Annotated in this window: 31 protein-coding genes; 15 read left to right on the top strand and 16 right to left on the bottom strand. The window is 44.6% G+C overall.

Going from position 1 to position 22,756, the window contains the following annotated elements; genetic code table 11:
- Nucleotides 1-80: 80 nt before the first annotated feature.
- Entirely contained in the window at nt 81-1,082 is a 1,002-nt protein-coding gene (locus H6F98_RS14195; protein ID WP_192219346.1) for a WG repeat-containing protein, read from the bottom strand.
- Nucleotides 1,083-1,274: 192 nt separating this feature from the next.
- Here H6F98_RS14195 and H6F98_RS14190 point away from each other — a divergent pair, with 192 nt between their 5' ends.
- Entirely contained in the window at nt 1,275-1,910 is a 636-nt protein-coding gene (locus tag H6F98_RS14190) for a DUF4142 domain-containing protein (protein WP_192219345.1), read from the top strand.
- 99 nt (nt 1,911-2,009) lie between these two features.
- On the opposite strand, the gene H6F98_RS14185 is transcribed toward H6F98_RS14190, so the two are convergent.
- Both H6F98_RS14185 and H6F98_RS14180 read right to left on the bottom strand, forming a co-directional pair.
- Entirely contained in the window at nt 2,010-2,354 is a 345-nt protein-coding gene (locus H6F98_RS14185; RefSeq protein WP_192219344.1) for a hypothetical protein, read from the bottom strand.
- Nucleotides 2,351-2,596: a hypothetical protein gene (locus H6F98_RS14180; RefSeq protein ID WP_199348477.1), complete on the bottom strand. Its 246-nt coding sequence runs from the start codon at nt 2,594-2,596 to the stop codon at nt 2,351-2,353. Before H6F98_RS14180 ends, H6F98_RS14185 begins: the two co-directional genes overlap by 4 nt.
- Nucleotides 2,597-2,768: 172 nt before the next feature.
- Between H6F98_RS14180 and H6F98_RS14175 the strand changes: the two genes are divergently transcribed.
- The 6 genes from H6F98_RS14175 (at nt 2,769) to H6F98_RS14145 (ending at nt 4,718) form a co-directional block, all read left to right on the top strand.
- Complete coding sequence (locus tag H6F98_RS14175) at nt 2,769-3,029, top strand: helix-turn-helix transcriptional regulator (protein ID WP_192219343.1); 261 nt, start codon at nt 2,769-2,771, stop codon at nt 3,027-3,029.
- 223 nt (nt 3,030-3,252) lie between these two features.
- Nucleotides 3,253-3,474 (top strand): hypothetical protein, encoded by a 222-nt coding sequence (locus H6F98_RS14165; RefSeq protein ID WP_192219342.1) that lies wholly within the window; start codon nt 3,253-3,255, stop codon nt 3,472-3,474.
- Nucleotides 3,471-3,755 (top strand): type II toxin-antitoxin system mRNA interferase toxin, RelE/StbE family, encoded by a 285-nt coding sequence (locus tag H6F98_RS14160; protein WP_192219341.1) that lies wholly within the window; start codon nt 3,471-3,473, stop codon nt 3,753-3,755. The genes H6F98_RS14165 and H6F98_RS14160 overlap by 4 nt, the downstream gene beginning before the upstream one ends.
- Before the next feature lie 136 nt (nt 3,756-3,891).
- Nucleotides 3,892-4,257 (top strand): nucleotidyltransferase family protein, encoded by a 366-nt coding sequence (locus H6F98_RS14155; protein WP_192219340.1) that lies wholly within the window; start codon nt 3,892-3,894, stop codon nt 4,255-4,257.
- On the top strand, nt 4,199-4,540 hold the full coding sequence (locus H6F98_RS14150) for a DUF86 domain-containing protein (RefSeq protein WP_192219339.1): 342 nt from the start codon (nt 4,199-4,201) through the stop codon (nt 4,538-4,540). The genes H6F98_RS14155 and H6F98_RS14150 overlap by 59 nt, the downstream gene beginning before the upstream one ends.
- Before the next feature lie 64 nt (nt 4,541-4,604).
- Nucleotides 4,605-4,718: a nucleotidyltransferase domain-containing protein gene (locus H6F98_RS14145; RefSeq protein WP_396811869.1), complete on the top strand. Its 114-nt coding sequence runs from the start codon at nt 4,605-4,607 to the stop codon at nt 4,716-4,718.
- 31 nt (nt 4,719-4,749) lie between these two features.
- Here the strand turns inward: H6F98_RS14145 and H6F98_RS14140 are convergent, their stop codons facing one another.
- Together H6F98_RS14140 and H6F98_RS14135 are read right to left on the bottom strand one after the other, a co-directional pair.
- Nucleotides 4,750-5,952: a sugar MFS transporter gene (locus H6F98_RS14140; protein WP_192219337.1), complete on the bottom strand. Its 1,203-nt coding sequence runs from the start codon at nt 5,950-5,952 to the stop codon at nt 4,750-4,752.
- A 9-nt stretch (nt 5,953-5,961) separates the two neighbouring features.
- Nucleotides 5,962-6,105 (bottom strand): hypothetical protein, encoded by a 144-nt coding sequence (locus tag H6F98_RS14135; RefSeq protein WP_192219336.1) that lies wholly within the window; start codon nt 6,103-6,105, stop codon nt 5,962-5,964.
- Between the two features lie 54 nt (nt 6,106-6,159).
- Here H6F98_RS14135 and H6F98_RS14130 point away from each other — a divergent pair, with 54 nt between their 5' ends.
- Genes H6F98_RS14130 through H6F98_RS14115 form a run of 4 tightly spaced genes read left to right on the top strand, consistent with a single transcriptional unit; the run spans nt 6,160 to nt 7,775 of the window.
- Nucleotides 6,160-6,423: a YkvA family protein gene (locus tag H6F98_RS14130; protein ID WP_192219335.1), complete on the top strand. Its 264-nt coding sequence runs from the start codon at nt 6,160-6,162 to the stop codon at nt 6,421-6,423.
- A gap of 46 nt (nt 6,424-6,469) precedes the next feature.
- A complete protein-coding gene (locus H6F98_RS14125) occupies nt 6,470-7,072 on the top strand; it encodes a hypothetical protein (RefSeq protein WP_192219334.1) in 603 nt (200 codons plus the stop codon).
- Between the two features lie 36 nt (nt 7,073-7,108).
- Nucleotides 7,109-7,324, top strand: a complete 216-nt coding sequence (locus H6F98_RS14120; RefSeq protein WP_192219333.1) for a YqaE/Pmp3 family membrane protein — start codon at nt 7,109-7,111, stop codon at nt 7,322-7,324.
- A 46-nt stretch (nt 7,325-7,370) separates the two neighbouring features.
- Nucleotides 7,371-7,775 (top strand): phage holin family protein, encoded by a 405-nt coding sequence (locus H6F98_RS14115; protein WP_192219332.1) that lies wholly within the window; start codon nt 7,371-7,373, stop codon nt 7,773-7,775.
- 101 nt (nt 7,776-7,876) lie between these two features.
- Here H6F98_RS14115 and H6F98_RS14110 read toward each other — a convergent pair whose 3' ends face one another.
- Nucleotides 7,877-8,632 carry an SDR family NAD(P)-dependent oxidoreductase gene (locus H6F98_RS14110; protein WP_192219331.1) on the bottom strand — a complete coding sequence of 252 codons (756 nt, stop codon included), beginning with the start codon at nt 8,630-8,632 and terminating at the stop codon, nt 7,877-7,879.
- Nucleotides 8,633-8,701: 69 nt separating this feature from the next.
- Nucleotides 8,702-9,706: a DUF1350 family protein gene (locus H6F98_RS14105; protein WP_192219330.1), complete on the bottom strand. Its 1,005-nt coding sequence runs from the start codon at nt 9,704-9,706 to the stop codon at nt 8,702-8,704.
- A gap of 469 nt (nt 9,707-10,175) precedes the next feature.
- Here H6F98_RS14105 and infC point away from each other — a divergent pair, with 469 nt between their 5' ends.
- The 3 genes from infC to H6F98_RS14090 all read left to right on the top strand — a co-directional run bounded on the left by infC (nt 10,176) and on the right by H6F98_RS14090 (nt 13,380).
- Nucleotides 10,176-10,664 carry a translation initiation factor IF-3 gene (gene infC, locus H6F98_RS14100; RefSeq protein WP_192219352.1) on the top strand — a complete coding sequence of 163 codons (489 nt, stop codon included), beginning with the start codon at nt 10,176-10,178 and terminating at the stop codon, nt 10,662-10,664.
- 346 nt (nt 10,665-11,010) lie between these two features.
- Nucleotides 11,011-12,273 (top strand): MFS transporter, encoded by a 1,263-nt coding sequence (locus tag H6F98_RS14095; protein ID WP_192219329.1) that lies wholly within the window; start codon nt 11,011-11,013, stop codon nt 12,271-12,273.
- A gap of 45 nt (nt 12,274-12,318) precedes the next feature.
- Entirely contained in the window at nt 12,319-13,380 is a 1,062-nt protein-coding gene (locus H6F98_RS14090; RefSeq protein ID WP_192219328.1) for an L-histidine N(alpha)-methyltransferase, read from the top strand.
- 137 nt (nt 13,381-13,517) lie between these two features.
- On the opposite strand, the gene chlG is transcribed toward H6F98_RS14090, so the two are convergent.
- From chlG to H6F98_RS14075, 3 genes are all read right to left on the bottom strand, one after another.
- Nucleotides 13,518-14,489, bottom strand: a complete 972-nt coding sequence (gene chlG, locus H6F98_RS14085) for a chlorophyll synthase ChlG (RefSeq protein ID WP_192219327.1) — start codon at nt 14,487-14,489, stop codon at nt 13,518-13,520.
- A gap of 80 nt (nt 14,490-14,569) precedes the next feature.
- Nucleotides 14,570-15,667: an ArsA family ATPase gene (locus tag H6F98_RS14080; protein WP_192219326.1), complete on the bottom strand. Its 1,098-nt coding sequence runs from the start codon at nt 15,665-15,667 to the stop codon at nt 14,570-14,572.
- 2 nt (nt 15,668-15,669) lie between these two features.
- Nucleotides 15,670-15,867: a DUF2862 domain-containing protein gene (locus H6F98_RS14075; RefSeq protein ID WP_192219325.1), complete on the bottom strand. Its 198-nt coding sequence runs from the start codon at nt 15,865-15,867 to the stop codon at nt 15,670-15,672.
- A 293-nt stretch (nt 15,868-16,160) separates the two neighbouring features.
- On the opposite strand from H6F98_RS14075, the gene H6F98_RS14070 reads away from it, so the two are divergent.
- A complete protein-coding gene (locus H6F98_RS14070; protein WP_396811878.1) occupies nt 16,161-16,976 on the top strand; it encodes an ABC transporter permease in 816 nt (271 codons plus the stop codon).
- A gap of 230 nt (nt 16,977-17,206) precedes the next feature.
- Here H6F98_RS14070 and H6F98_RS14065 read toward each other — a convergent pair whose 3' ends face one another.
- The 6 genes from H6F98_RS14065 to H6F98_RS14040 are packed head-to-tail and all read right to left on the bottom strand — an operon-like array spanning nt 17,207 to nt 22,750.
- Nucleotides 17,207-17,932 carry a sugar transferase gene (locus tag H6F98_RS14065; protein WP_192219324.1) on the bottom strand — a complete coding sequence of 242 codons (726 nt, stop codon included), beginning with the start codon at nt 17,930-17,932 and terminating at the stop codon, nt 17,207-17,209.
- A gap of 14 nt (nt 17,933-17,946) precedes the next feature.
- On the bottom strand, nt 17,947-18,927 hold the full coding sequence (locus H6F98_RS14060; protein ID WP_192219323.1) for an alpha-ketoacid dehydrogenase subunit beta: 981 nt from the start codon (nt 18,925-18,927) through the stop codon (nt 17,947-17,949).
- 14 nt (nt 18,928-18,941) lie between these two features.
- Nucleotides 18,942-19,982, bottom strand: a complete 1,041-nt coding sequence (locus tag H6F98_RS14055; protein WP_192219322.1) for a thiamine pyrophosphate-dependent dehydrogenase E1 component subunit alpha — start codon at nt 19,980-19,982, stop codon at nt 18,942-18,944.
- Nucleotides 19,979-21,094, bottom strand: a complete 1,116-nt coding sequence (locus H6F98_RS14050; RefSeq protein ID WP_192219321.1) for a DegT/DnrJ/EryC1/StrS aminotransferase family protein — start codon at nt 21,092-21,094, stop codon at nt 19,979-19,981. The genes H6F98_RS14055 and H6F98_RS14050 overlap by 4 nt, the downstream gene beginning before the upstream one ends.
- 32 nt (nt 21,095-21,126) lie before the next feature.
- Nucleotides 21,127-21,903 carry a class I SAM-dependent methyltransferase gene (locus H6F98_RS14045; RefSeq protein WP_192219320.1) on the bottom strand — a complete coding sequence of 259 codons (777 nt, stop codon included), beginning with the start codon at nt 21,901-21,903 and terminating at the stop codon, nt 21,127-21,129.
- A 10-nt stretch (nt 21,904-21,913) separates the two neighbouring features.
- The gene (locus H6F98_RS14040; protein ID WP_192219319.1) at nt 21,914-22,750 is read right to left on the bottom strand and encodes a class I SAM-dependent methyltransferase; all 837 of its coding nucleotides are present in this window, start codon (nt 22,748-22,750) and stop codon (nt 21,914-21,916) included.
- Between the last annotated feature and the right edge of the window lie 6 nt (nt 22,751-22,756).

Genomic DNA, 22,756 nt, shown 5'->3' with positions numbered 1-22,756 from the left:
TCTTGCCAAATGTTTCAGGATTTGTAACTCTACATCCATTGCCCTACCTACAATGCACGAGGTTTACAGTATTTATTTCTTCATTCTAATTCTCGGAGAGTGACAGAAGAGGGATATTCAGCGGGAATAACCACCTCACCTGTTTTGTCGATGTAGCCCCAACCGTCAAATAACACCCCTAGCGCTGGATCATGTCCGCCAAAGGTTGCTACGGCTGCCAACCCTTCAAAAAAGTTACTCGCTCTACTAAACTTTGGCTCAATGACGATCTTCCCTGTCTTGTCGATATAGCCAATATTACATTGACCGCGATCTGAGCAAAGGAAAGGCTCCTCTGTTCTATTGACTACGGCTAGTCCTTCAGAAAAGGTCATTCCACAATCATTAAATTGAGGTTGAATAAACTTTCCTATTTTGTCAATGCAGCGTTGGGTTTCTCCAATCCAAACTCTTGCTTGCCCGTTTTGAAAGCTTTCTGCATTATTAAATTGTGCTTTGATAACGAACTTTCCCGTTTTGTCAATGTAGCCAGTCTTGCCGCCACTGTTGACTACGGCTAGCCCTTCAGAAAAATTTAAAGCACCGTCAAACTGTGGTTGGATGACAAACTTCCCAGTTTTATCGATAAAGCCACTTTTACGATTAATCCAGACATTCGCTACCCCCTCAGAAAAGCTTCTTGCAGACTCAAATTGGGGTTGGATAACGAACTTCCCGGTTTTGTCGATGTATCCCCACTTCTCGGCAACACGAACTGCTGCTAATCCTTCAAAAAAAGACTTGGATTCGTTCTCGTAGGCATAGTCAACAGCCTCAAATTGTGGTGGGATAACTAGCCTACCCGTTTTGTCAATAAAGCCCCACTTCGAGCCAAGCTTGACGGCAGCTAGCCCTTGGGAAAAACTGTGTGCCTCATCAAACTGTGCTGGGATGACTAGTTTGCCAGTCTCGGAAGTGATGTTCGGTCGGCTATTCTCGGTTACGGGCAACGTTTCAGATGCCTGCCTCGCGTTTATTGGTTGACTACTAGAGGTCAACATCAAAACACTAAGGAAAATCAGAGAAAAGCTAACTGTCTTCATGACAAAAGAAACCTCACACTCAAGAGTACCTGGCTTATTGCAGTAGTCAGCGATCGCTTGCAGAAAGTTCCTTCCCCTTTCCTCTAACTTGGAGCAGACTGTAACCAAACATACCTAAAGGATGAGGTAGCCAATGCAGGAATGGAGGCACATAGAAAGAAGCTTTGGTAATTTTCTTTAAAAAACTCAACAATGATTAGAAAGGTAACAGTAACTACCGCCCTCATGGCAGCGGGACTATTCTCTGCATTGGGATACTCGGCTGTTGCTCAGACAACCCGACCTGCACCTGTGCCAAACCAATCCATGCCTGCACAGACCCAATCCGGGCAGCAGCAAAGGAACCAGCTAAGTGCCCTAGACCAGCAGTTTGTGATCGATGCAGCTCATGGAGGAATGGCAGAAGTTCAACTTGGGCAACTTGCCTTGGAGCGGTCAAGGAACCCCGAAGTGAAGCAGTTCGCACGGCAGATGATTCAGGAGCATACAAGAGCGAATGAGCGACTAATGCGGTTAGCGACTCAAAAAGGAATTACTCCTCCGACCACTCCAGGTCCTAAATATGAAGCAGCTATGAATCGGTTGATGCAGCTATCTGGAGAAGCTTTTGACCAAGCCTACATGAATGAAGCAGGTGTCAACGCTCACATGGAAAGTGCGGCTGTCTACCAACGTCAAGCCGGACTTGGGCAAGACCCAGACCTCAAAGCTTTTGCTGCCACGATATTGCCAAGAGTGCAAGGGCACTTAGAAATGGCTAGCGAAATGACAGGTTACCGTTTTGCACAGCAGAACAATGCTAGACCTGGTATGTCTATGCCTCAGTAGGCAACGGCTATAGACACAATTTAGGAGAAGCGATCGCATCCACTAAGTTAATTGGAGGGTGCGATTGCTTTTCTTTGAGTCTGAGTGATACAAAGGCTATTAATAACGACATAATTGCGCTTGTCGTTGTTCATGAATTTCATAAAGCCGTGCGATCGCGTCTTCTGTATATCTTTTTGCTTCCTGTTGAATCGCTAACCAAACCACAGCAAGTGCTTTCAAATCCCGGCAATAGCGAATTAAGGTGGAGCAAGCAGCTACCCACTGCTCTAACTTTCGGTAGCTGATGAAGTAGCCGCCTAAGCCTTCAATATGCACCCAAAGCACATGCGCCCACTTTTCCCAGCGCCAAATCCGGTTCAAGTTAATTTCTAGATACTTGGCAAGTTGCCTTTGGGTGATGACGAAAGTTGCAGGGTTGATGCGGCAACGCAAAGTGTTCATGGCTGTTTTGCTCTACATTCATTGCAGTCTGGTTCATCTGGTGTTGGGTTAAAAACAATTGCAAAAGGAGCGTTTGGCACTAGCTGTCGGAGAATTTTTAGATGAGATTCAGCGTCATTCCGGCGACGAAACCGGGCGACAATCCGCCGTTGTAAATTTGGAAGAGGGCGAATAATGCACCACGGAGACAGCCGATTTTTGTAAGTCACGATACACTCCTCTGTAATCTGGTTAATGGACATGAAAAAGCGATCGCCTAGCAAGTCATACGCACTTTAGGCAATTACTCTTTTTGTTCTGGCAAAAGCTAACTAAGGCAGCTAACTAGCCATAGGCTAGTATTTTGAGCTGCCTACCTGTTGTTACTCTTGTAAATCCTATTTAAAAACCGATTAATTTCAGTGATTTTATAATATGGCAAGACCAAAGAAAGGTCAACCACAGGAGACAGACTCTCCATTTAAAAGACTGCGTCTAGAGGCTGGGCTCACTCAAGATGACTTGGTAAGACTCATGGGTGTAACCTCCTCAACCATTCGTCGTTGGGAAAAGGGAGAAGCAGAACCAACGATGACGGTTTACCAGATGAAGGCTTTCTGCAAAGCGGTGAACAAGACGCTCGACGAACTGCCTGACTCGTTATTGCCACAATCCAAGGATGATGAGCAAAGATAAGATAGGTGTGTGCTAGCCACCCAGTTGCATAGCTCATGGTTAACACAGGAACTCAACTCACACTAGAAGAATTTCTAGCACTTCCAGAAGGAGAGGTAAACTATGAGTTTGTCGATGTTTGGAATTAACAACAAGGCAGATTTTTGAAGAGGCAGAACTGCTTTGAATTAAAGATATAATCAGAAACTACTAGTATGAGTTTATAAAACTATCAACACAATTAATGAATAACGTTGTACCTTTTCAAACAGTAATTGAATACGTTGAGGCTCTTTCAACTGAAGAGCAAGACTTGCTACTAGAACTGATTTATAAAAGACGGGTTGAACAACGCCGTTGGGAAATCGCCAAAAATGCAGCACAAACGCTGGAAGCAGTGAAAACGGGTAAAGCTAAGCATGGTACACTGGCTGACCTGCGGGCTGATTTACTAAGTCAAGAATGAGTAATCTAGTTTGGGATAGTAGCTTTCGACGGGCGTTCAAACGAGTTGTTCGTAAGAATCCTCAGCTACAAGAAAGAATTTTTGAGGTTTTAGAATTACTTGTCGTTGACCCATTTACTCCAGCATTAAAGGCACACAAATTGAGAGGTCAATTAGAGGGTTTGTGGGCTTGCTGGGTGGAGTATGATTGCAGAATCATTTACACATTTGAGCAAGACTCCGATTCTGATGAGGAGTTAATTGTACTTATCGATATTGGCAGTCATGACGAGGTGTATTAAGAATCAATTTTGAGATATGCGTTTGCAAATTCATGCGATCGCTTTTCTACAACCTCTCAATACACCCAACGAGATCGCACTCCTTTCACTTGGAACATCGCATGATAGAGGAAGGTAGTGCCTGAGGGAACAGTTCATGAGCAACAGCTTTGTAGCGAAGCTACCCAAAGATGAAATTGCTGCGTTCTGCGATCGCTGGAAGATAACTGAATTTGCCTTGTTTGGCTCGATTTTGCGGGATGACTTTCGCCCAGACAGCGATGTGGATGTGCTGGTGACGTTTGCACCCGATGCAAAATGGGGCTTATTCAAGGTAGCTGAGATGCAGCAAGAATTAGAAGCTATTGTCGGTCGAGACGTTGATTTCGTCAGCAGACGGGCTATTGAATGCAGCCATAATTGGCTTCGTCGGAAAGAGATTTTAGGTACGGCAAAGACTTTTTATGTCAAGAGACAATCAGACACTACTAGACCTTGCGAGGTCAGCACGACTGATAATTGAATTTCAACAAGGAATTGATAAAGCTGAATTAACGAATGATATCAAAACCCAATCTGCGATGTTGTATCACTTCTTGATTTTGGGTGAAGCTGTCAAACGGCTGTCTCCAGAATTTCGTATTCAATACTCAGAAATACCTTGGTCGGCAATTGCGGGTATGCGTGATAGGCTTATCCATGATTACGATGAAATTGATCTAGAACAAGTTTGGGAAACTGCTCAGATAGATGTTCCAAACTTTTTGGCAATGATTGAACCTCTGCTGCCAGTGGAGGAAGGGTGATAGGTTCGGCGATCGCATTTAGGTTTGAGGATGTGATCGTTCCGCCACCACCTTCAAACTATTGGTGCGATCGCACTCAGTCCCCTTCAACGCTTCATTTGGCTCAATTTTGCGGGATGACTTTCGCTCAGACAGCGATGTGGATGTGCTGGTGACGTTTGTACCAGATGCAAAATGAGGCTTATTCAAGATAGTTGGTACTCTGACATTCATGAATTAATAGTTTCTTCTGTATTCTGCATTTTCCGTTGCCTAACCAATATCTCGAAAAGTACAAATAAGAACAATGTTTCAACACAGATGGCTATACTGACAATTTCAAGCCCAAAATAACGTGATAGAACTCCTGCAAGGCTTGGTAAGACTGCTACACCCAAGGTCGCTGCTGCAACTTGAAATCCTATAGTATTGCTAACATGATTTCGTCCGACACTTTCAGGTGTTGTTGCAATCAGTGAGGGAAAAATCGGTGCCAGTGAAAATCCAATGAGCATTAACCCAAACATAGTTAGAAAGTTAGCAATATTGAGCCAAATCAAAGTTGCCGCTATGACTGCGCTGGTCATGCATAGGCGTAATAAAAGATTGATAGGTGCTCGATTGGCAATTGCCCCAAAGAACACACGTCCAACTGTGAAGCTGCCCCAATAAAGACTTACCCACTGTCCAGCTAGTGTGGTCGAAATTGAGCGCGTCTGAGTAAACAAGCTATAAGTCCACTGCCCAACCGAAACTTCCACTCCCGCATACATGAAAAATACACAAATTCTAATCCAGACCACTGGGATACGAAGTGTACTTGTTGTGCTTGTGTGGGCAGCATCTGCTGATGGGGATTGGTTTGAGGCTGTATGAGGTATCCTCCACCAGTCTCGTGTCATTGCGAAACAACCCGAAAGCAGCAGTTGCACGGTTGCGACAATCAAGTAACCCCATTGCCACGGATGATTTGCATCAAGAACGCTAGTCATGATCAGAGGGCCAGCCGTTGTGCCGACACCATAGCTGGCGTGCAACCAATTGAGAATTCGTGGACTGAAATGTGTTGCGACATAAGTATTCAATCCAGAGTCGATCGCGCCTGCACCAAGCCCTGATAGAAACCCGAAACCAATCAGCACCCACCAAGATGAAGCGATCGCATAGCCAAGCAAGCTGATAGCCGTTGCCCCAGCACTAAGAGTCAGCAGTAAGCCAACACTGATACGCGCCAGGATACGACCGCTATTAAAGCTAGACAGCGTATACCCAGCCGTAGATGCAATCAAGAGCGAACCAAGGGCATCTAAAGATAGCGAAAAAGAGGTGCGGATGGATGGCCAAGCAACACCGAGTAGACCATCAGGTAAACCAAGGCTGATAAAACCGATGTAGGCAAGACAGATAAGAGCTAAACGTGGACGTTGTTGCATTGCCAATCCTCAATCATTGCTTTGGAATTTATCAACCAGGTTTTGTACGGCTGCAATAACGAGAGAGAAAAATGGTAGGGGTAGCCGTACCAAAAGCCGCAGTATTTCTACCTTTTGTAGAATTTCTACCACAAAATTGCGGGTTAACAACACCCGTTAATTACTAAATAATTTGCGAGGATGAACTTAGTGGTCGGAGGGCAATTAATGAAGTTTTTACGGCAACCTTTCTACAATGCATATCGCTTGATTCTCCAAAATCCCAAGTATCGTTGGTTGGTAATTCTAGGCAGCTTAATCTATCTGGTTAGTCCTTTCGATATTGTTACGGATATTATTCCGTTTGTGGGCTGGATTGATGATGGTTTTATTGCAACTCTGCTGGTTAGTGAAGTTTCTCAAATTATCTTAGAGCAACGTAAAAATCGTAGAGCAAAGAGTACTAGTGTCGATACTGTTTCAGCTAGCTGACCCATAAATGTCTTGTTCAAATTCATAACGTTGCGAGGAACTAAAGATGTCTGAATCTACGAAAGATCAAATCACAACCGATCTTCAGAAAGCAAAATCCGAAGGGAAAATGCGGGCAGAACGAATTCAGGAAATTGTTCAAGATGCTTTTTCTCAGACTATTGCTGAAGTAAAAGAAGGCTCTGCTGAGATGGGTTCAACTGTTAAAGAAACTTTCTCCAAAGTTTTGGAAACGAGGAATGCTAGTGAAGAAACTACGGAGAAAGCGTCCTCATCTAGTGCAAAATCTATGGCTTTGTTAGCTTTCAAAGCCCTTAGTCTTCGCTTAGCCTCACGTTTGTATAAAGAATTGATAGGCTTGCCACATCAGTACGCCAAATTGAAGAATCAAGCCGTTAATCTTGATACAAATTTAACTGAACGTTATGGCGATCGCTATTTGGCTGTGAAGCAACGCTTGGAGAACACAGCAGCTTGGTACAACACTACAACAGCACAAGCTAAAACAATCGAACCCAATGTTCTACAACAACGGCAAGCAGAGGTTGAGAACAAACTGGGTGAAGCCGGTGCAACGTTCGCGAAAAAAGAACAACACGTTAAACAACAACTAAAGCAACTTCTGCAAACTGCCACCGCTAGGCTTTGATGTACGTGAAACTATTGAAATTAAGGATTACTTGTGATGAAACTCGTTCGTTTTGCTCTTTCCATTCTTCTCCCACCTGTTGCTATTTTCCTAACCTATGGATTCAGCGCAACCTTTGTGATTAATATCCTGCTGACGGTTCTCGGTTGGCTTCCTGGTAGCATTCATGCTGTCTGGGCGATCGCCAAACATGAAGAAAAAGTTAGCCAACAACAAGGCACGGTTGAAAATTCTCCTACTGCCTTGTCCTGAAAGTTGGATTGGATGAATTGTATTGTTTACAGAACGGAGAACCAAGATGTTAGGATTCTTTGTAACAACGTTAATTAGTGCATTGGGTCTATTAGTTGTTGACCTTGCAGTGCCAGGAGTAACTATTGCCACCTTTCCTGCCGCTCTTCTGGCAGCAATCTCCATCGGACTGGTGAATAGTTTTATTAAACCAGTGTTGTCGGTTCTATCACTACCGATTAACCTCTTGACGTTGGGTTCATTCTCACTAATCGTAAACGGTGTATGTTTTTGGTTAGCTGCTCTGCTAGTTCCTGGTTTTACAGTTCATGGGTTACTTGCGATTGTTCTGGCACCCGTTGTTCTGTCTTTGGCTAGCACGTTCCTGAACAAATACTTTGCTCAACGAGGTATTGGTCAATCTCTTCTCGGAAGCAATTCTGAGGCAGTCCTTGAAGCTGGAGAACAGTAGTATCTACGACAAGCTAAGAACGCCTATAAAACTGAAAAAGCGATCGCTACTTAAAATTATGAGAGGTGATCGCTTTCGCGTTGATAGGCTGTGATTGTTTCCTACCAAGGTAATCGACTACCATCCCACGAAAAAAATTCACCACTATCCTTTTCTTGTAGTTGATCGAGAACTTTCAACAGTTGCCCGACAGTACGCTCAACAGGGAATAGTTTCTCTGAAGGAACATTGCGCTGAAATGGACGAGATAACTGCGTATCCGTTGTACCGGGATGCAAGGTAACAACAATTGCCCGTGGACAGGTTCGCTTATATTCAATTGCGGTTGTCCGCATGAACATATTCAGTGCCGCCTTCGATGCGCGATAGCCATACCACCCACCCAAATAGTTATCGCCAATGCTGCCAATTTTGGCAGAAATCGTCGCTAAAATAGCGCGATCGCTATGCTTCAATAAGGGCTGTACGTGCTTCGCCAACAGCACTGCACCAATACTATTTACCTGGAAATAGTGTAATAGCTGTTCTGCATTGAGTTGCCGCAAACTCTTTTCCGGTTGCATCGCTCCCTCATGCAACACACCCACGCAATTGATCACATAATGAAGTGCGGTTGTCTCTGTTTGGATTTCTTTTACAACAGTTGCAATCTGCGGTTCTTCTGTAATGTCCATTGATAGGCAGCGCAAACGAGAATCGGCAATTGTAAACAATTCTGATTGCGGATTTCGATAGGTGGCGTAAACGCGATCAACGCGATCGCTTTCTAGAAATTGACGAACAAACTCCAAGCCAATTCCCTGACTCGCCCCAACGATAAGTGCAGTTGTTGGATTGCTGTTGACCATAGCTGCCATTGGTACAAGGCGCTTTGAGTATATCACCTGAGATGTGGGGACTGGGGATTGGGAATTGGTAATTAATGACTACAATTTAGATAATTCAGGATTTCCGAGATTCGTGGTGACAGTTTTTATCGGTTCTGAATCATCCTCAATTTTGCTCTGACGAAGCCTTAGCTGAGCCAAAAATTGAGTGGCATAGCCTTCAAGCATTCTGCATCTGAGCGATTTGATAAACTTGTCAAATGGATTTAGATCCACAATGTAGTTACCTGCTCTCACGCCTAATGGCTCTAAGTGCTTACCTGGTAGCTCTTTGTGCAAAATCGGAAATTTTCTAGTCTTTAATTGCTCAATTAGCCAAAGCACATCACTGTTTTCGCGGATCTGCTTGTCTTTGAATTGGTCGTTCTCGCTACCAGCTAGCGTATCCTTATCGAAGGAAATCATTGCTGTCAGGTTGAATAATTGACTGCGTTCAATAAAACACTGGGTTTGCTCTCTAGTTGGCAATACACCTAGTCCAACTCGGTCGAGAAAACGTGCGATCGCACGGATAGGAATCGCACTTTCTGTATTGCTAATATCAGGCGCAATCAACAAAGATGGCTGAGCCAAAATTGAGGCACTCTCCAAACCAGCATTGCTAATAGTAGTCTCAATCTGCTGGTAAGCATTTCGTTCAACACAAGACTCTGTAATCTGTTTCCAGTGTTCGCCGCTTAGGAATTCCAGTAAAGCGATGTACTTGCAGCCTAAGCTGTGTCCCAGCCAAAAGTAGTTAGCCTTGTCTTGGTACACATCCTGTCGATAGCCTAATCTGCTTGCAATTTCTGAGAGTTCTTGGCGCAACACCTCCTGTTCCTTTAGTAAATCAATGGCAATTGACCAATGACGAAAGCTAAACCTGAAGGGCAGCGCGATGATTGTGTAACCTTCTTCAAACAACTCCTGTAAGAAATATCTGTAGAAAACGGTTGGAAAAGTGCCAAAAAAAGCACCGCCGATGAATTGTATGACACCTTTAGGTTCGGGATGAATCGCCACCCAGCTAAAGGAAACCGGGCGAAACTTAAAAATTTCACGCATAGGTAGAAACAAGGATAGGATTTTCTTTCTTGAGCAATCTATAGATCAAACGTAAGTTTTTACACGTTGAAATGGGTAGTACCCGCTTGGGTACCCTTTTAGATAACTTGTTTAAAGCGAGGGCAAAATCTATGTCAATCGATTGTGATCGTTATCTGTGACATACTGCAGCGATCACGAATTTCTCTGCTATCTTGCTTTTTCAGTAGCTTTGTGATGCATCCTAATTCTGGTGTTTAGTGCAATGCACTTATGGGGAGTAAACTTAGCAAGCGCAAGTGTGCCTATCGTTCATTCTCTACAGACTAGGCGAGAGCTATGACCATAGAACAGGCAACAACCGCATTCTGGAAGCTTGTTTATGAGCTATTGGTGCAGCCGGAGGCAGCAAAGTTAGTAAGCTCTGTGTTACCTTGATAATACTTGCAATGTCAAGTGGCAACCTATTTAAAATTAAGAGGAGACTCCTATCGTAGCCCAGAAACAACTGATCAACCGTCAAATCAAGGCGACCCAAGTCTTTTTGATTGACCATGAAAATACCAAGCGTGGTTTGACTGACACTTATGAGGCTCTACAAATAGCTGAGAGTGCAGGACTTGACCTAGTAGTGGTCTCTCAGGGTGAAGACGCTCCTGTCGCTAAGATTCTGAACTATGGCAAGCTTCAGTACCAACAGAAAAAACGTCAGAATCAGAGTGCTAGACCAACGGTCAAGGAAGTTAGGCTTCGTCCAAACATTGGTGTGTCTGATTACCAGCTACGCATCAATAACGCTATTCAGTGGTTGAGTAAAGGCGATTCAGTTAAGTTTCTCATTCGTTTACGTGGTCGGGAAAATCAATATCGCGAACAGGCAGCAGAACTGCTAGACCGCATTGCAAATGACTTAAGCCAAGTTAGTAAAGTCCAGACGCTTGATAGGCGCTCCCTGATTGTTCAGCTCATGCCTGTTTAGACTAACTTTCCAGGAATCTCTTGGGAGATTCCTGGATGAAGAGCTTGAAGAAGGATAGTGTTCTAAAGGTACGCGATCGCCTATCTAGATTGTTGAGAGTTAGACTCGACAGTCGCGATCGCTTTATGAGCCTATCCCAGAACCTCAGCTCCCAAAGGATTTCACAAGTTTTTGTCTAAGTCCTCTTAGGCAGTTGCAGTGGTTTGCAGGGTAGAGAGAAATTTAGGTAAGAACAATACTCTACTCGGCACAGCAAGGAGTAGAGTATTTGAAACGTTTACTAGAGCGTTTCTTTGTCATTCTTTTAACCGTATCCTTCGTGAAACGGGATGTTCATTTATAGACTATGACAACTGCTAGAGAACTTGCCTGGGGTGTCCGATGGCGCATTCCCGTTATCCTTGCTGTAACAGTATTCGTTAACTACCTAGATCGCATTAACCTCGCTTTAGCCCTACCCCGCATTGCCCAAGACTTTGGCTGGAGCGATCGCGAAGTCGGTTCAAAGGGTGAATTACTCTTAGCAGCATTCTTTCTCTCCTATGCCGTGTCGAACATGCTGCTTAGTCCGTTCGCTGAGCGATTTGGTGCTAAGCGCAGTGTCATCGTTGCTATTGCCGCCTTCTCACTATTTACTATCTTAAGCGCGCCACTTGGACAGTCCGTTACCGCACTGATTTTGCTGCGCCTACTTCTGGGTTTCGGAGAAGGTGTCCATATACCAATGCTAAGTGCAATTACCAGCCGATGGTTCCCAATCGGTGAGCGATCGCGTGCTAATGCAATTTGGGGGGCAGGAATTCTGCTGGCTACCGCAACTGCACCCCTGATTGTCATTCCGCTAATCAACGCTATCGGTTGGCGTCCCATGTTTGCTGTACTAGGTGTGGTTGGCATGGTACTCTCAATTCCGCTTGTTTGGTTTGGAGTGCAGGATGAACCCTGTAGCGAGTTGGGTGTAAGCGATGCGGAGTTGGCATATATCCATAGTGGGCGCGGAACCTCTGATGTTGCAGCCGTGAGAACATCTAGAGCAAGCTATGTAAGCGATCACCGATTTTGGCTAGCAGTCTTAGGCGGTACTTTCAACGCCTTCTGTGCCTTCGGCATCATCAACTGGTTACCCACTTACTTCAACCGCGCTAAAGGGATTGACTTTGAGCAGTTAGGTTGGCCTCTCGCCCTCATCTTTGCCACTGGTATCGTAGGTATTATCTTGATGGCTTATTTGGGCGATCGCTTCCAGCGTCGAACGCTGCTTGCGAGTGTGGGTTTTCTGGTGGTAGGTGTGATGGTTTACATTGCATCGCTTGTTAACACTCTGGAACTTTTGGTGTTATTTTTTGCGATCGCAGTATTCTTCCAGAGTGCCTATGGTGCCCAGGAATATGCAATCATTCAAAATTTGTTGCCTGCCGAGAAAGTTGGCGCTGGCACTGGATTGTACAACGGATTGACAATACTGTTTGGCGGTGTCGGAGGTTCGCTTATCCCTGGCACTATTGTTGCGACAACTGGTAGTTTCGATGCTGGTATTTTGAGCATTGTTGTGGGTGCTTTTGTTGCAGCATTCATCTTATTGCTTTTGGCACATAAAATTCAGTACTGAGTCCTTCAGCACTATAGGAATGGAAAACCGCTATAAATAAAAAACATGACTAAAAATCTCAATAGTAATTCACAACCTCTCTCGTCAGCCTTAACTCCTACCCGTCGCGTAGCAACTCCAAGTTTTGAATTCTATTCTAGTTTTTCTGAAGAAGAAGTTTTAGGGATAATTCAGGCAATAGAAGTTAGACGTGAAATTCCTTTAAAGTATTCTTACAAAGGCAGAGGAGCAAAAATCTGGGATAATTTTTATCTAAAATATATTATTCCTCGATGGTATCGGTCATCAAATGTAGAAATTGACCTTTTAAGGGATAATTTTGAATACCTCAATGGCAATCTACAAAAATGTCAAAAAGTTAATATTGTGGATGTAGGAGCAGGAAATTCCTATCCTGTTAAAGCATTTATCCAGAGACTTAATAAATTGGGCAAAGTTAATAAATATATTGCTTTAGATATTAGTGAAGAATTACTTGATTTATCTAGAAAAAACTTTGGAAAGTGGTTTCCAATAATCGAGTTTGAAAGTTACAGAATTGATATAGAAACTAGTTGTCTTCCTAAAACTTCTTCAAAAGATCAGGCTGATATTGAAACTGACGATATCGCAAAAATAATATTACATTTAGGTGTAACAATTGGCAATCATCAAAATAGGCTCGAAGTCCTAAAAAACTTTAAAAATAGCATGGGTCAGCATGATTTATTGGTCTTGACTAACGAAACTGGTTCTAACGCTCAATGGGATGGAAGAGTAAGAGGTGGTTTCAATTATCATGCAGAACAAATATATACATGGATTAAAAACAATATTGGAATTAGATCTGAAGATTGTGAACTTGTGAGAAAGTATGATTTAAAAACAGATAGTATGGTTGCTAATATGAAAATCCTTCATGATTACACAGTGAATTTCAGTTTTAGAGGAATAGATAAAACTATTGAAATCGCTGACGGGGAAGAGATTACTATTTGGAGACATCATAAGCATGAGCTACCTGAACTTCGGCAAGAACTAGAACAAGCTGGACTACAACTCGTCCATTACAGTACTAACAAATACTCATCACATTTTATGGCGATTTGTCAGGTTGCCAGTAATTAGAGTAATCTTCAATGAATTGTAAGAGTCCCTATAAAAGAAGCGATCGCCTTTCTCCAAAGAGATTATCAAAAGCGATCGCACTAGCCATAATTCCTATTTGCTATGAGATTGGTGTGCTACACACTCACTAATGCACGTTAGATTCCAGCATGACCAATTGCTAAACCCGCAACTAGCATCCCTAGTACCAAAAAGGGTTGGGCACTGGCTTGATACTTTACGTCATTCTTCAAAGGGTCACGGAGGAAGTACATATCCTGGAACGTGATTTGGGGAATGATTAAGAGCATCAAAATCGCGGCATAGAGATTTTGATGGATACCAATCAAGTAACCAGCAATACCCACTTGAAAGATATCAATCATCAGCACGCAAATCCAAGCTGCTGCACCAATCCCGAACATCACAGGTAGTGACTGTAACCCCAATTGGCGATCGCCTTCTACACTCTTGAAGTCGTTGACAACAGCAATTCCTAACCCAGCCAAACTATAGAACAGGGTCAAAATCACAATCGTCCAGTTTAGGTCACCAAACAGCGCGTGACCTGTCCACCAAGGGAGGGCGATGTAGCTTGCCCCTAGAGCATAGTTACCTAGCCAACCATTCTTCTTCAGTTTCAGGGGTGGGGCTGAGTAGATATAAGCCAAGAAGGCACCACCTAAGGCAAGACAAGTAATCGTGGGAAACTCATGACCTACCCACCGATCCAGAATGTAGGAAAGACCGATTCCCGCAATCAGTAGCACCAGAATCTGTGTAACGACCTGGCGCACAGAAATAGCACCAGAAGGGATGGGGCGATAGGGTTCATTGATTGCGTCAATTTCGCGATCGTAGAAATCATTCAGAGTTTGGGTATAACCCACCATCAGGGGGCCAGAAAGCAACATACAGGTTGCTGCTTTGAGGATGTCCTCCAGCGTCCAGCTATACCCACCAGAAGAAGCCGCACCGCAGACAACTCCCCAAATCAAGGGAATCCAGGTAATCGGCTTCATTAGCTGGAGGCGAATTTTCCAAATCGAGGTTTCACCAGGGGCAGCACCTTTCATACCCAGTAGTTGCCGGGTTTTGGCGCTACGTTCGGCTGAGTTGTCGTTAGTCATTTGTTGTTTGTTGTTTGTTGTTTGTTGTTTGTTATTAGTTGTCAATCACCAACAACCAACAACTAATAACCAATAACCAACTAGAGCGATATCGTTAGATAACTATTTTGGAATTTAGCACCCTTTACTGGTTGACCACTCAGTTGGGGGGGCAGCAGGATATTACGCCGTTGGTCACCTGCTTCAATCGTGATTTCAGGACCCGATTGGGTGAGTTTTACCTGCTTTTTGTCAAAACTAGGAAGGAACAAGCGTACCTGACGCGCAGGAATGTCGATGGTGATGGGTCGGGGTGCTTGGGTGGCTTGCTTGAAATCTGGCAAGGCATCCATCAGGGGTTGCCAGTCATCGTCAGTGCGAGAGGGAATCGTGGTTAGTGGCAGAGGCTCAAATTCTGCTGCTACAGCATCGCTGGTCGAAGCACGGTTGAGAAGGGTACCGCCTACAGTTAAGCCTACTTGTTGAGCGCTACCCCAGAGATATTTGGCAGTAGCGATCGCAACTGGGTCATCGGTGGTGACTAAGTATGCCGCCACGCGGTTTGGGTCAGTGAGTGCCGCTTTACCTTGCTCTAGTAGATTGTTCGCCTGGTTAGTGGGTGCCTGGGCGAAGCTATCTCCTGTCCATGAGACAGTTAAGACAGTACTGGTGATCGGTTGAATAAAGGGTGATACGGATTTCCAAACGTCGGAGTCTTCTACGACTTTACGGAAGCGGCGGATGTACCAGCTTAAAATCTCTGGTAATCCCAGCATCCGTAGGGTAGCTTGGTCGCCACTACCGTCGTAGATGATTGCGTCGTACTTGCCGCTATTTTCATACTCGCGAATCGCGTTCAGTGCCAAAGCATTGTCCATTCCTGGTAAGATGCCCAGTTCTTGACTGTGGACACTTGTTAAAACAGGCGATCGCAAATATTGCGCCTCTAGTTTTTTGACCTCTTCCCAGTTACGTTCTAGTAGTACCGTGCTTTGTAGCTGGACAACTTGGAGGTTTGCGCCAATTTCGGTTGGGTCGGGACTCGTTGATGCCCCTAGCAAAATTTCAAAGGCAGGACCTGGGTCTTGTCCTACCAGAAGCACTCGTTGACCGAGGCTGGATAGCTGTTTGGCGGCAGCGATCGCAACAGTTGTGCGACCGATGCCACCTTTGCCCAAGAAGGTAAGTATCAGGGCCATTGTTAGTTTTCTGCGGGTTTCAGTTCGTCTTCAAAGAACCAGGTGCTTGAGTTATCGTCAAATTGAACAATAACGCCAACGCCACTGCCATCGGTCATTTTGTAACCTTTAATGATGCCGACTTTCCCCAGTTTACTTACAACAACGGGAGACACGCGGTCTCTGAGGCGGTAGACTTTTACTTTTTGCCCGATCTCCATTAATGTTTCCAATACAATGAATCATTCCACAGTGTAGCGGAATCCGGGACTCCATAGGCGATTTCAGTTGTTAGGCATAACTAAAGAATGTCTTGTATTGCTGCGAATTTCTTGTAGACTCTTGAACTTAGTAGGAGTGGTTTGTCTCTTTCTTTAGCAGGGCAGCAATACGAAGGGAACTCTCGTGTTTGACCCAGCTTCAATAGGGGGAAAGGTGGTTTGTGTGGTGATTGTGAGCGAGGAAGCGCGTGCTACTTAAAGATATAAAGCTATTTCTCCGTAAGGTTTACCGAGTGAGGCGCTGGATACCACTGAGTGAACAGTGGTGGGCAAAGTTTGACTTGTTACGGGCACTAGTGCGGCGGGACTTAGAGGCACGGTACAAGGGTTCGGTGCTAGGCAATTTTTGGCCGTTGTTGAATCAGCTATCACAGTTGCTGATTTACACCTATGTGTTCTCAATTGTCCTGGATGTGAGGTTAAGCCTGAAGGGTTTGCCTGAGAATGATGCCACCTTTGGTTTGTGGTTGTTTGCAGGCTTACTTCCTTGGATCGCATTTACGGGAGGGCTAAATCAAGCAGCGAGTTCAGTGCTAACTCAGCCAAATTTGGTAAAGAAGGTGGTATTTCCGCTAGCCTTGTTACCACTGGTGCCAATTTTATCGGCGTTCATTGAGAGTTCCTTCGGCTTGATGGCGTTGATTGTGTTAGTGGCTGTGTCGTCTCAAACATTGCACACTACCTTAGCCTTACTACCGTTGGTTTGGCTACCGCAGTTGTTGTTGACGGCTGGGTTGGGATATTTAGCGGCAGGATTTACAGTGTTTTTACGGGATATTCCCCAAACGCTAGGAGTTGTTTTGAATCTTTGGTTTTATCTAACACCAATTGTCTATCCAGCCGCCATTATTCCGGAAGAGTTTAGAGAGTGGGTGTTTTGGTTGAATCCGATTGCTGCGATCGCTGAAGTTTATCGCGATCTAGTGTTAATCGGAGAAATCAGGCATTGGGGAGAATGGGGATTAGCGTCTGCGGTTTCTCTGGTCGTGTTTTGGATTGGAGTTAGCTGCTATCAGCGTTTGCGTTCAGCATTTGCTGATGTGCTTTAAATCGAATTCGCCAATTTTTATACAGCGGACACTTCCTGCTTTGAAGAAGGGTTCTTTGAGCCAACCTTACTTGCAACAAGTATGGCAAAGCCTCCTCAAACCCCGTTATGAAAAGATTTTTACATAAGACTGCCAAGCAAAAATGCTGAAAAGCGATCGCTACTGCCGAAGTCAGGCTTCTAGACGAATGCGATCGCTTTTATCCGTATCTTTCCCTTCACTACCAAGGATTACCGAGACATAACAATTTCCCTTGCTCCTGGTGGTGGGCAAGGTGTAAGCTGCTCTTGCCGTTTTGCAACTTTTTTGAGCCTCTCGTCTGCACCTAAATCGTTCAATATATTTTGCACACCAGCTAGTGCTTTCTCACGAGAGATTATAGCAACAACCGTCAAAAAGATGAGCTTCAGATCAAGAGCCAAGGAACTATTTTCGACATAGAATAAACCTAGCCGACTTTTCCAAGGTCTGATTAACTGGTTGTAATCAAGATCTGGATCTTGACTATCTTTAAGAATTTCACCCTCGTCAGAAAACACTATCGAAGAGATATCAGTAATTCCAGGTCTGACACTCAACAGACCTAGCTCTACCTCTGTATAGAGATTAACTTCTCTTTGAACATTAGGGCGGGGACCCACCAAGCTCATGTCGCCTTTCAAAACATTCCAAAGTTGTGCAAGTTCATCAAGTTTATATGACCTGACAAACTTACCAATTGGTGTAATCCGTCTATCATTTGCGCCAGTAGAATCAACCCCGGATTTGTCAGCGTTGTTGACCATAGAACGCAATTTCACCATCTTGAAAATCTTGCTGTTTTTCCCAACACGGGGAGCAATATAGAAAGGTGACGCGAAATCCTGTGACCAGATGAGAACGCAAACTGGAATAAGTAAGGGAGCGGTGAGAATTAGACCCCCAAGGGATATCAGTACATCAAATAGTCGTTTCATCGTTACTCCACACACTAATTGAACATAGTTTGCACCTTTTCACAAATATTTTCAACGTTTAAATAATAGATCTTTTCTAGACTCTTACTAGTGGGGGCTGGGGCATCCGGTAAGGTGAGCCGCAAAGGTTGAAAACGTAATGTACCAATAGGACATGATTCTGTTACAGAAGCAACAATTTCTCCAGCAATGCCACAATTTCTCCAGTCGCCATCAATTACACACAGTCGTCCAGTTTTCTTAACCGATTCTAGAACAGCATCAATTCTTAAGGGATTGAGGACACGCAAGTCAATGACTTCGCTGTAAATATTTTGAGACTGCAACTGTTTTGCCGCTTCTACACATAAGTGAGTGGAGTAACCATTACCCACTAAAGTGATATCCTTGCCTTCTAAAACTCGGTTTGCCTGTTGAGTTGCGAGATTGTATTCTTCTATTGGTGGTAAATCTTCTTCATTGTCGTAAAGCCAGCGATCGTCAATGTACATTACTGGGTCATCAGATAGGACACTGGCAATCAGAAGGTCTCTAGCATCGCGAGGACTGTACGGCGTAACCACTCGAAGTCCAGGAATGTGAGCAAACCAGGAATGTAGCGATTGAGAGTGTTGTGCGCCTTGTTCGCCACCCCGATTAATAATGCAGCGAAAGGTAACGGGTGCATGAGTTTTCCCAGCAAACATATGCGACCACTTGGCGGCTTGATTGACAATCTGGTCAACCGCTAGCAGGGCAAAGTCAACACGGGGATGAATCACAATTGGTCTGTAACCACACAGAGAAGCCCCGACAGCAGCGCCAGTACAGGCAAGTTCTGATACGGGAGTATCGATGACACGTTCCTTGCCAAACTTTTTTTCAAGTTCGGTCATCGTATTGCCAACATACCAGGGACTCCATAACCCCTGTCCGATAGTAAAGACATTGGGGTAATGACTTAAAAGATAGTCGAAGGCTTCACGGATTGCCTCTCCATAATTTTTAACCGCCATAGCGCATAGTTCCTTTAGTAGTAGACACAATCAAGCAACTGGTTGTCAGGAGGATAAGGTGCAATTCTTGCTTGCTCCAGTGCCTCAGTTGTTAGACTATCTACTTCTTCGCGTATGGTCGTCAATGCCTCTGTACTTAGGAAGGATTGATTGTCTAGTGCCTTGGCTAATCGACTAATTGGGTCACGCTGCTTCCACAAAACTAGCTCCTCACTACGTTTTACCCCCACATCCATATCTTCTCTATGACCGACATGACCTCGCCAACGGTAGGTTACAGCTTCAAGCAATGCAGGTTTTCTGCTTTCTCTGGCTTGTTTTACTAATTCACCCATCGCCTTTGATACTGCCACGACATCATTACCATCAACGGCTTGGGTAGAAATGCCGTGCGCGATCGCATAGCGAGTAATCGAGTTGTAGGGTTGGCGCAAGCTGATATGTAGATGACTGGAAAACAGATTATTCTCGCAGACAAAGATGATAGGAAGACCGAGTACAGAGGCGAGATTTAAGCTTTCGTGAAAAACGCCTTCTTCCGTTGCACCGTCTCCAAAAAAAGCAACAGCTATATCTGTGCCATTGTCCATTTTCGCCGCTAGCGCCGCACCTGTTGCGATGGGAATGGTTGCCGCAACAATTGGAACCGTTCCGAGTAAGCCGTGTTCCGGGTCATACAAATGCATCGACCCTCCCATGCCGCCAGCACATCCGGTAACTCGCCCCAAAACTTCTGCAAATAAAGTGTAAGGGTCACCACCGAGAGCAAGATAATGGGAATGGGAACGGTGACAGCCAAAAATTTTATCCTTGGGTGTCAGATGTGCGGCAACACCGACGGCTGTTGCCTCTTGACCAATCGCCAAGTGACAAGGACATCTGGCTTCACCCGTTGCCACCATATCCGCAATGGTTTCTTCAACTCTGCGGATGAGGATCATGCGCTTGAGTTGAGAAACCAATAGTTCAGGATTGCAGCCTTCTACGTTTAAAGGTTCTGTTAGCTGCGTCGGGTCAGCTAAACAACCTAACTCAGGCGTGAGTGAATCCGTCATACTGCTAAACGGTAGAAGTGGTGAATAGAATCACAGATGTAGTCAATATCCTCAGCACTCAATGATGTGTTCATCGGTAACATCAGGCACCGCTCAAACATTTTCTCAGTGAAGGGCAGACTGACATTAAACTTAAGGGCTTCAAATTGGTGAACCGCTTTACCTGCCCACTGAATAATCGTGCCAATGCCATCTTTCTTTAAATGGTCTTTTAAGGCATCTCTATGGCTCGACTCTATCTCATAGTTTTGATAGACATCGTAATGGTTGGGGTCGGAGTCGGGGCTGGGGGGTAATACCAAGTCAGAGATTTCTGAGAGTCCGGCATGGTAGCGACGGGCAATTTCGCGTCGCCTTTCAACCGCTTGAGGAAAGGTTTGCAGCTTAAAGTTCAGGACGGCAGCTTGCAAGTTATCCAGACGAGAATTTAAGCCCCAAGCTACAATATCTCCGTCTTCATTGCGTCCATGGTCTCGTAGCAGACTCACTTGTTCGGCTGTTGCATCATCATTAGTTACAACTGCGCCACCGTCACCAAAGCAACCCAGGACTTTGGCGGGATAAAAGCTATAGGTTCCAGCAATACCAAAGGTACCAGCGCATTGTCCTTTATACTTGGAGCCTAAAGCTTGAGCGGCATCCTCAATAATGAGTAAGTTGTGTTCGTCGGCAATTGTCTGTAAAGCATCCATCTCGCTGGTACGACCATTTAGCTGCACGGGCATAATTGCGCGGGTTTTAGCAGTTACAGCCGCTTTGACTGATTCTGGATCGATTAGATGGTCAGTTCCACACTCTACTAGAACTGGAGTCGCACCTGCGAAGTGTACAGCAGCAGCAGTGGCGATGTAGGTATGGGACGGCAAAATTACCTCGTCTCCCGGTTTGATTCCGGCTGCACGAAGGGCGATGATTAAAGCATCTGTGCCATTTGCTACGCCAAAAGCATATTTAGCGCCGACAAACTTTGCTAGGTTAGCTTCAAATTCAAGTAAATCCTTTTGCAGGATGAAGGCACCCCGACGCATAACATTGAGCAGAACAGGCATTAATTCCTCTTCCTGAGGAGTAAACAAAGCCTGATAATTGAAGAAGGGAATAGTCTTTTGCATAAGAGATTATTTAACTTGCTATTGGGACAGGCTTACTTCTCTTGCAGAGTTGCAGCACAGTAGATTACTTTGTGTTTTGTATCAGGTTCAGCAAGGGGTAATTTAGTGGGTTCGACGTAGGGAACTATGTCCTCTTCTATTTCAGGAGGCATTTTGACCAAGCCGCCAAAAACAAGCTTCTTTAAAAGCTTTTTACCGCCCATCGTCTTGGGAACAAACCCAAACGCTATTGCAAATTTCTTGACTGGACGCAGAACTTTTTGACGGAATGACGTTTCAGTTACGGGGGTGTTCCCGAAACATTCTACTGAAAATCCTTGCTTTGAGAACAACTCCTTTAGCTCAACGACACCATAATAAGTGTGACTGTAGGGGCTGGGGTTGAAATCGTATAAATCCTTGTTGGCTGTTGCAATCAGTACTTTACCCCCCTTTCTCAAGACACGCCGACACTCACGGCCGAACTTCTCTGCCGAAGGGACGTAATAAATAGCTTCAAAGAGAATAATGACATCTAGGGAGTTATCGGCGTAGGGCATCTGTTGGGCATCAAATTGCTTTAACTCAATGCGATCGCCATAATGTTCTTTAGCAATTTTGAGAATATCTGCCGAGTAGTCGCCAGCACTAAGATGTTTAGCCCGTTTAGCCAAGTAACCCAAGCCTTGCCCCGTACCACAAGCTGCTTCTAGAACATCTTTCCCTTCACAATAATTACCTGCCCAATAGTAGCGGTTGCAGAGGCGCTGAACTTGCTCTTGGCTAACCTCATCTCCTGCTAATTCAGTTACCGATAGAAAATCTTCCACATCAGCCTCATTAGTTTTTCTTGGGTTCAGAGAGTACAAAAACAATCTGCCATGCCTGCCACTTGATTAAGGGAAGTTTCAAAATCAGGTTATCTATTTTCTCGAGAATCGTTAGTAAAGGGTCAAATATAGGAAGTTTCCGAAATGGAACGGCTAGCAAGGTAAATAAGTAATAAAAATGTACTTCTACTTTGTTGAAATACTTCCCGGCAACGTCCAAGCTTTCTTTTCGGAGAATATGCTCAACTTCCCACTCGGTTCTTAAATGGGGAGTCATCCTTCGGTAAGTATTAATAACTAGATTATGTCCTAAAGCTTCATTGCAAATAATCTTGCCATTTGGCTTGAGGATTCTTGACATTTCTGCAAAAGCCCGTTCCAAATCTAAATGATGTAAAGCGCCGTATTCTGTGATAACGTCAAAAGAGCTATTGTCAAATCCGGTATTTTCTGCGTCACCCACCTGGTAGGACGTAATCCCCTCGATACCATTCTTTCTGGCTAACTCCCGACAATTTGCGATCGATACATCAGATATATCAATTCCTACGACCTCTTTTGCCCCATTTTGGGCGATAAAAACTCCGTCCTCTCCATTTCCACAGCAGTAATCTAATACCCGCTGCCCTCTACAATTCTCTCTAAACCAATCGAGAATCATCGTGCGGCTTTGCCTCTCGATCGCATAATATTTCATATTGACCCACATGGGGTTATTCTTGATGGTTTCCTCCAGTTCGGGAGACCACCTTGTATCTGCAACGTGTATATCTTCGTTGACTAGCCTGAGCTTGTCGTGAAACTCTTTCTCGCGCTGTTTTCTCGTTTCCATAGAGTCTACTTTCATAAAAAT

The organism is Microcoleus sp. FACHB-SPT15 (genome assembly GCF_014849525.1).
GTDB lineage: Bacteria > Cyanobacteriota > Cyanobacteriia > Cyanobacteriales > Coleofasciculaceae > Symplocastrum > Symplocastrum torsivum.
Note: the sequence above shows the minus strand (reverse complement) of the source record. Positions and strands in the feature narration are given on the sequence as shown.

What these genes read in the sequence shown, in the direction of transcription:
- H6F98_RS14195 (WP_192219346.1), bottom strand. Translation starts at nt 1,082, where the DNA reads ATGAAGACAGTTAGCTTTTCTCTGATTTTCCTTAGTGTTTTGATGTTG.
- H6F98_RS14115 (WP_192219332.1), top strand. Translation starts at nt 7,371, where the DNA reads ATGTTAGGATTCTTTGTAACAACGTTAATTAGTGCATTGGGTCTATTA.
- H6F98_RS14185 (WP_192219344.1), bottom strand. Translation starts at nt 2,354, where the DNA reads ATGAACACTTTGCGTTGCCGCATCAACCCTGCAACTTTCGTCATCACC.
- H6F98_RS14130 (WP_192219335.1), top strand. Translation starts at nt 6,160, where the DNA reads ATGAAGTTTTTACGGCAACCTTTCTACAATGCATATCGCTTGATTCTC.
- chlG (WP_192219327.1), bottom strand. Translation starts at nt 14,489, where the DNA reads ATGACTAACGACAACTCAGCCGAACGTAGCGCCAAAACCCGGCAACTA.
- H6F98_RS14095 (WP_192219329.1), top strand. Translation starts at nt 11,011, where the DNA reads ATGACAACTGCTAGAGAACTTGCCTGGGGTGTCCGATGGCGCATTCCC.
- H6F98_RS14080 (WP_192219326.1), bottom strand. Translation starts at nt 15,667, where the DNA reads ATGGCCCTGATACTTACCTTCTTGGGCAAAGGTGGCATCGGTCGCACA.
- H6F98_RS14140 (WP_192219337.1), bottom strand. Translation starts at nt 5,952, where the DNA reads ATGCAACAACGTCCACGTTTAGCTCTTATCTGTCTTGCCTACATCGGT.
- H6F98_RS14150 (WP_192219339.1), top strand. Translation starts at nt 4,199, where the DNA reads ATGTCAAGAGACAATCAGACACTACTAGACCTTGCGAGGTCAGCACGA.
- H6F98_RS14165 (WP_192219342.1), top strand. Translation starts at nt 3,253, where the DNA reads ATGAATAACGTTGTACCTTTTCAAACAGTAATTGAATACGTTGAGGCT.
- H6F98_RS14125 (WP_192219334.1), top strand. Translation starts at nt 6,470, where the DNA reads ATGTCTGAATCTACGAAAGATCAAATCACAACCGATCTTCAGAAAGCA.
- H6F98_RS14105 (WP_192219330.1), bottom strand. Translation starts at nt 9,706, where the DNA reads ATGCGTGAAATTTTTAAGTTTCGCCCGGTTTCCTTTAGCTGGGTGGCG.
- H6F98_RS14040 (WP_192219319.1), bottom strand. Translation starts at nt 22,750, where the DNA reads ATGAAAGTAGACTCTATGGAAACGAGAAAACAGCGCGAGAAAGAGTTT.
- H6F98_RS14065 (WP_192219324.1), bottom strand. Translation starts at nt 17,932, where the DNA reads ATGAAACGACTATTTGATGTACTGATATCCCTTGGGGGTCTAATTCTC.
- H6F98_RS14190 (WP_192219345.1), top strand. Translation starts at nt 1,275, where the DNA reads ATGATTAGAAAGGTAACAGTAACTACCGCCCTCATGGCAGCGGGACTA.
- H6F98_RS14050 (WP_192219321.1), bottom strand. Translation starts at nt 21,094, where the DNA reads ATGCAAAAGACTATTCCCTTCTTCAATTATCAGGCTTTGTTTACTCCT.
- H6F98_RS14055 (WP_192219322.1), bottom strand. Translation starts at nt 19,982, where the DNA reads ATGACGGATTCACTCACGCCTGAGTTAGGTTGTTTAGCTGACCCGACG.
- H6F98_RS14075 (WP_192219325.1), bottom strand. Translation starts at nt 15,867, where the DNA reads ATGGAGATCGGGCAAAAAGTAAAAGTCTACCGCCTCAGAGACCGCGTG.
- H6F98_RS14180 (WP_199348477.1), bottom strand. Translation starts at nt 2,596, where the DNA reads ATGTCCATTAACCAGATTACAGAGGAGTGTATCGTGACTTACAAAAAT.
- H6F98_RS14155 (WP_192219340.1), top strand. Translation starts at nt 3,892, where the DNA reads ATGAGCAACAGCTTTGTAGCGAAGCTACCCAAAGATGAAATTGCTGCG.
- H6F98_RS14120 (WP_192219333.1), top strand. Translation starts at nt 7,109, where the DNA reads ATGAAACTCGTTCGTTTTGCTCTTTCCATTCTTCTCCCACCTGTTGCT.
- H6F98_RS14090 (WP_192219328.1), top strand. Translation starts at nt 12,319, where the DNA reads ATGACTAAAAATCTCAATAGTAATTCACAACCTCTCTCGTCAGCCTTA.
- H6F98_RS14175 (WP_192219343.1), top strand. Translation starts at nt 2,769, where the DNA reads ATGGCAAGACCAAAGAAAGGTCAACCACAGGAGACAGACTCTCCATTT.
- H6F98_RS14110 (WP_192219331.1), bottom strand. Translation starts at nt 8,632, where the DNA reads ATGGCAGCTATGGTCAACAGCAATCCAACAACTGCACTTATCGTTGGG.
- H6F98_RS14160 (WP_192219341.1), top strand. Translation starts at nt 3,471, where the DNA reads ATGAGTAATCTAGTTTGGGATAGTAGCTTTCGACGGGCGTTCAAACGA.
- H6F98_RS14060 (WP_192219323.1), bottom strand. Translation starts at nt 18,927, where the DNA reads ATGGCGGTTAAAAATTATGGAGAGGCAATCCGTGAAGCCTTCGACTAT.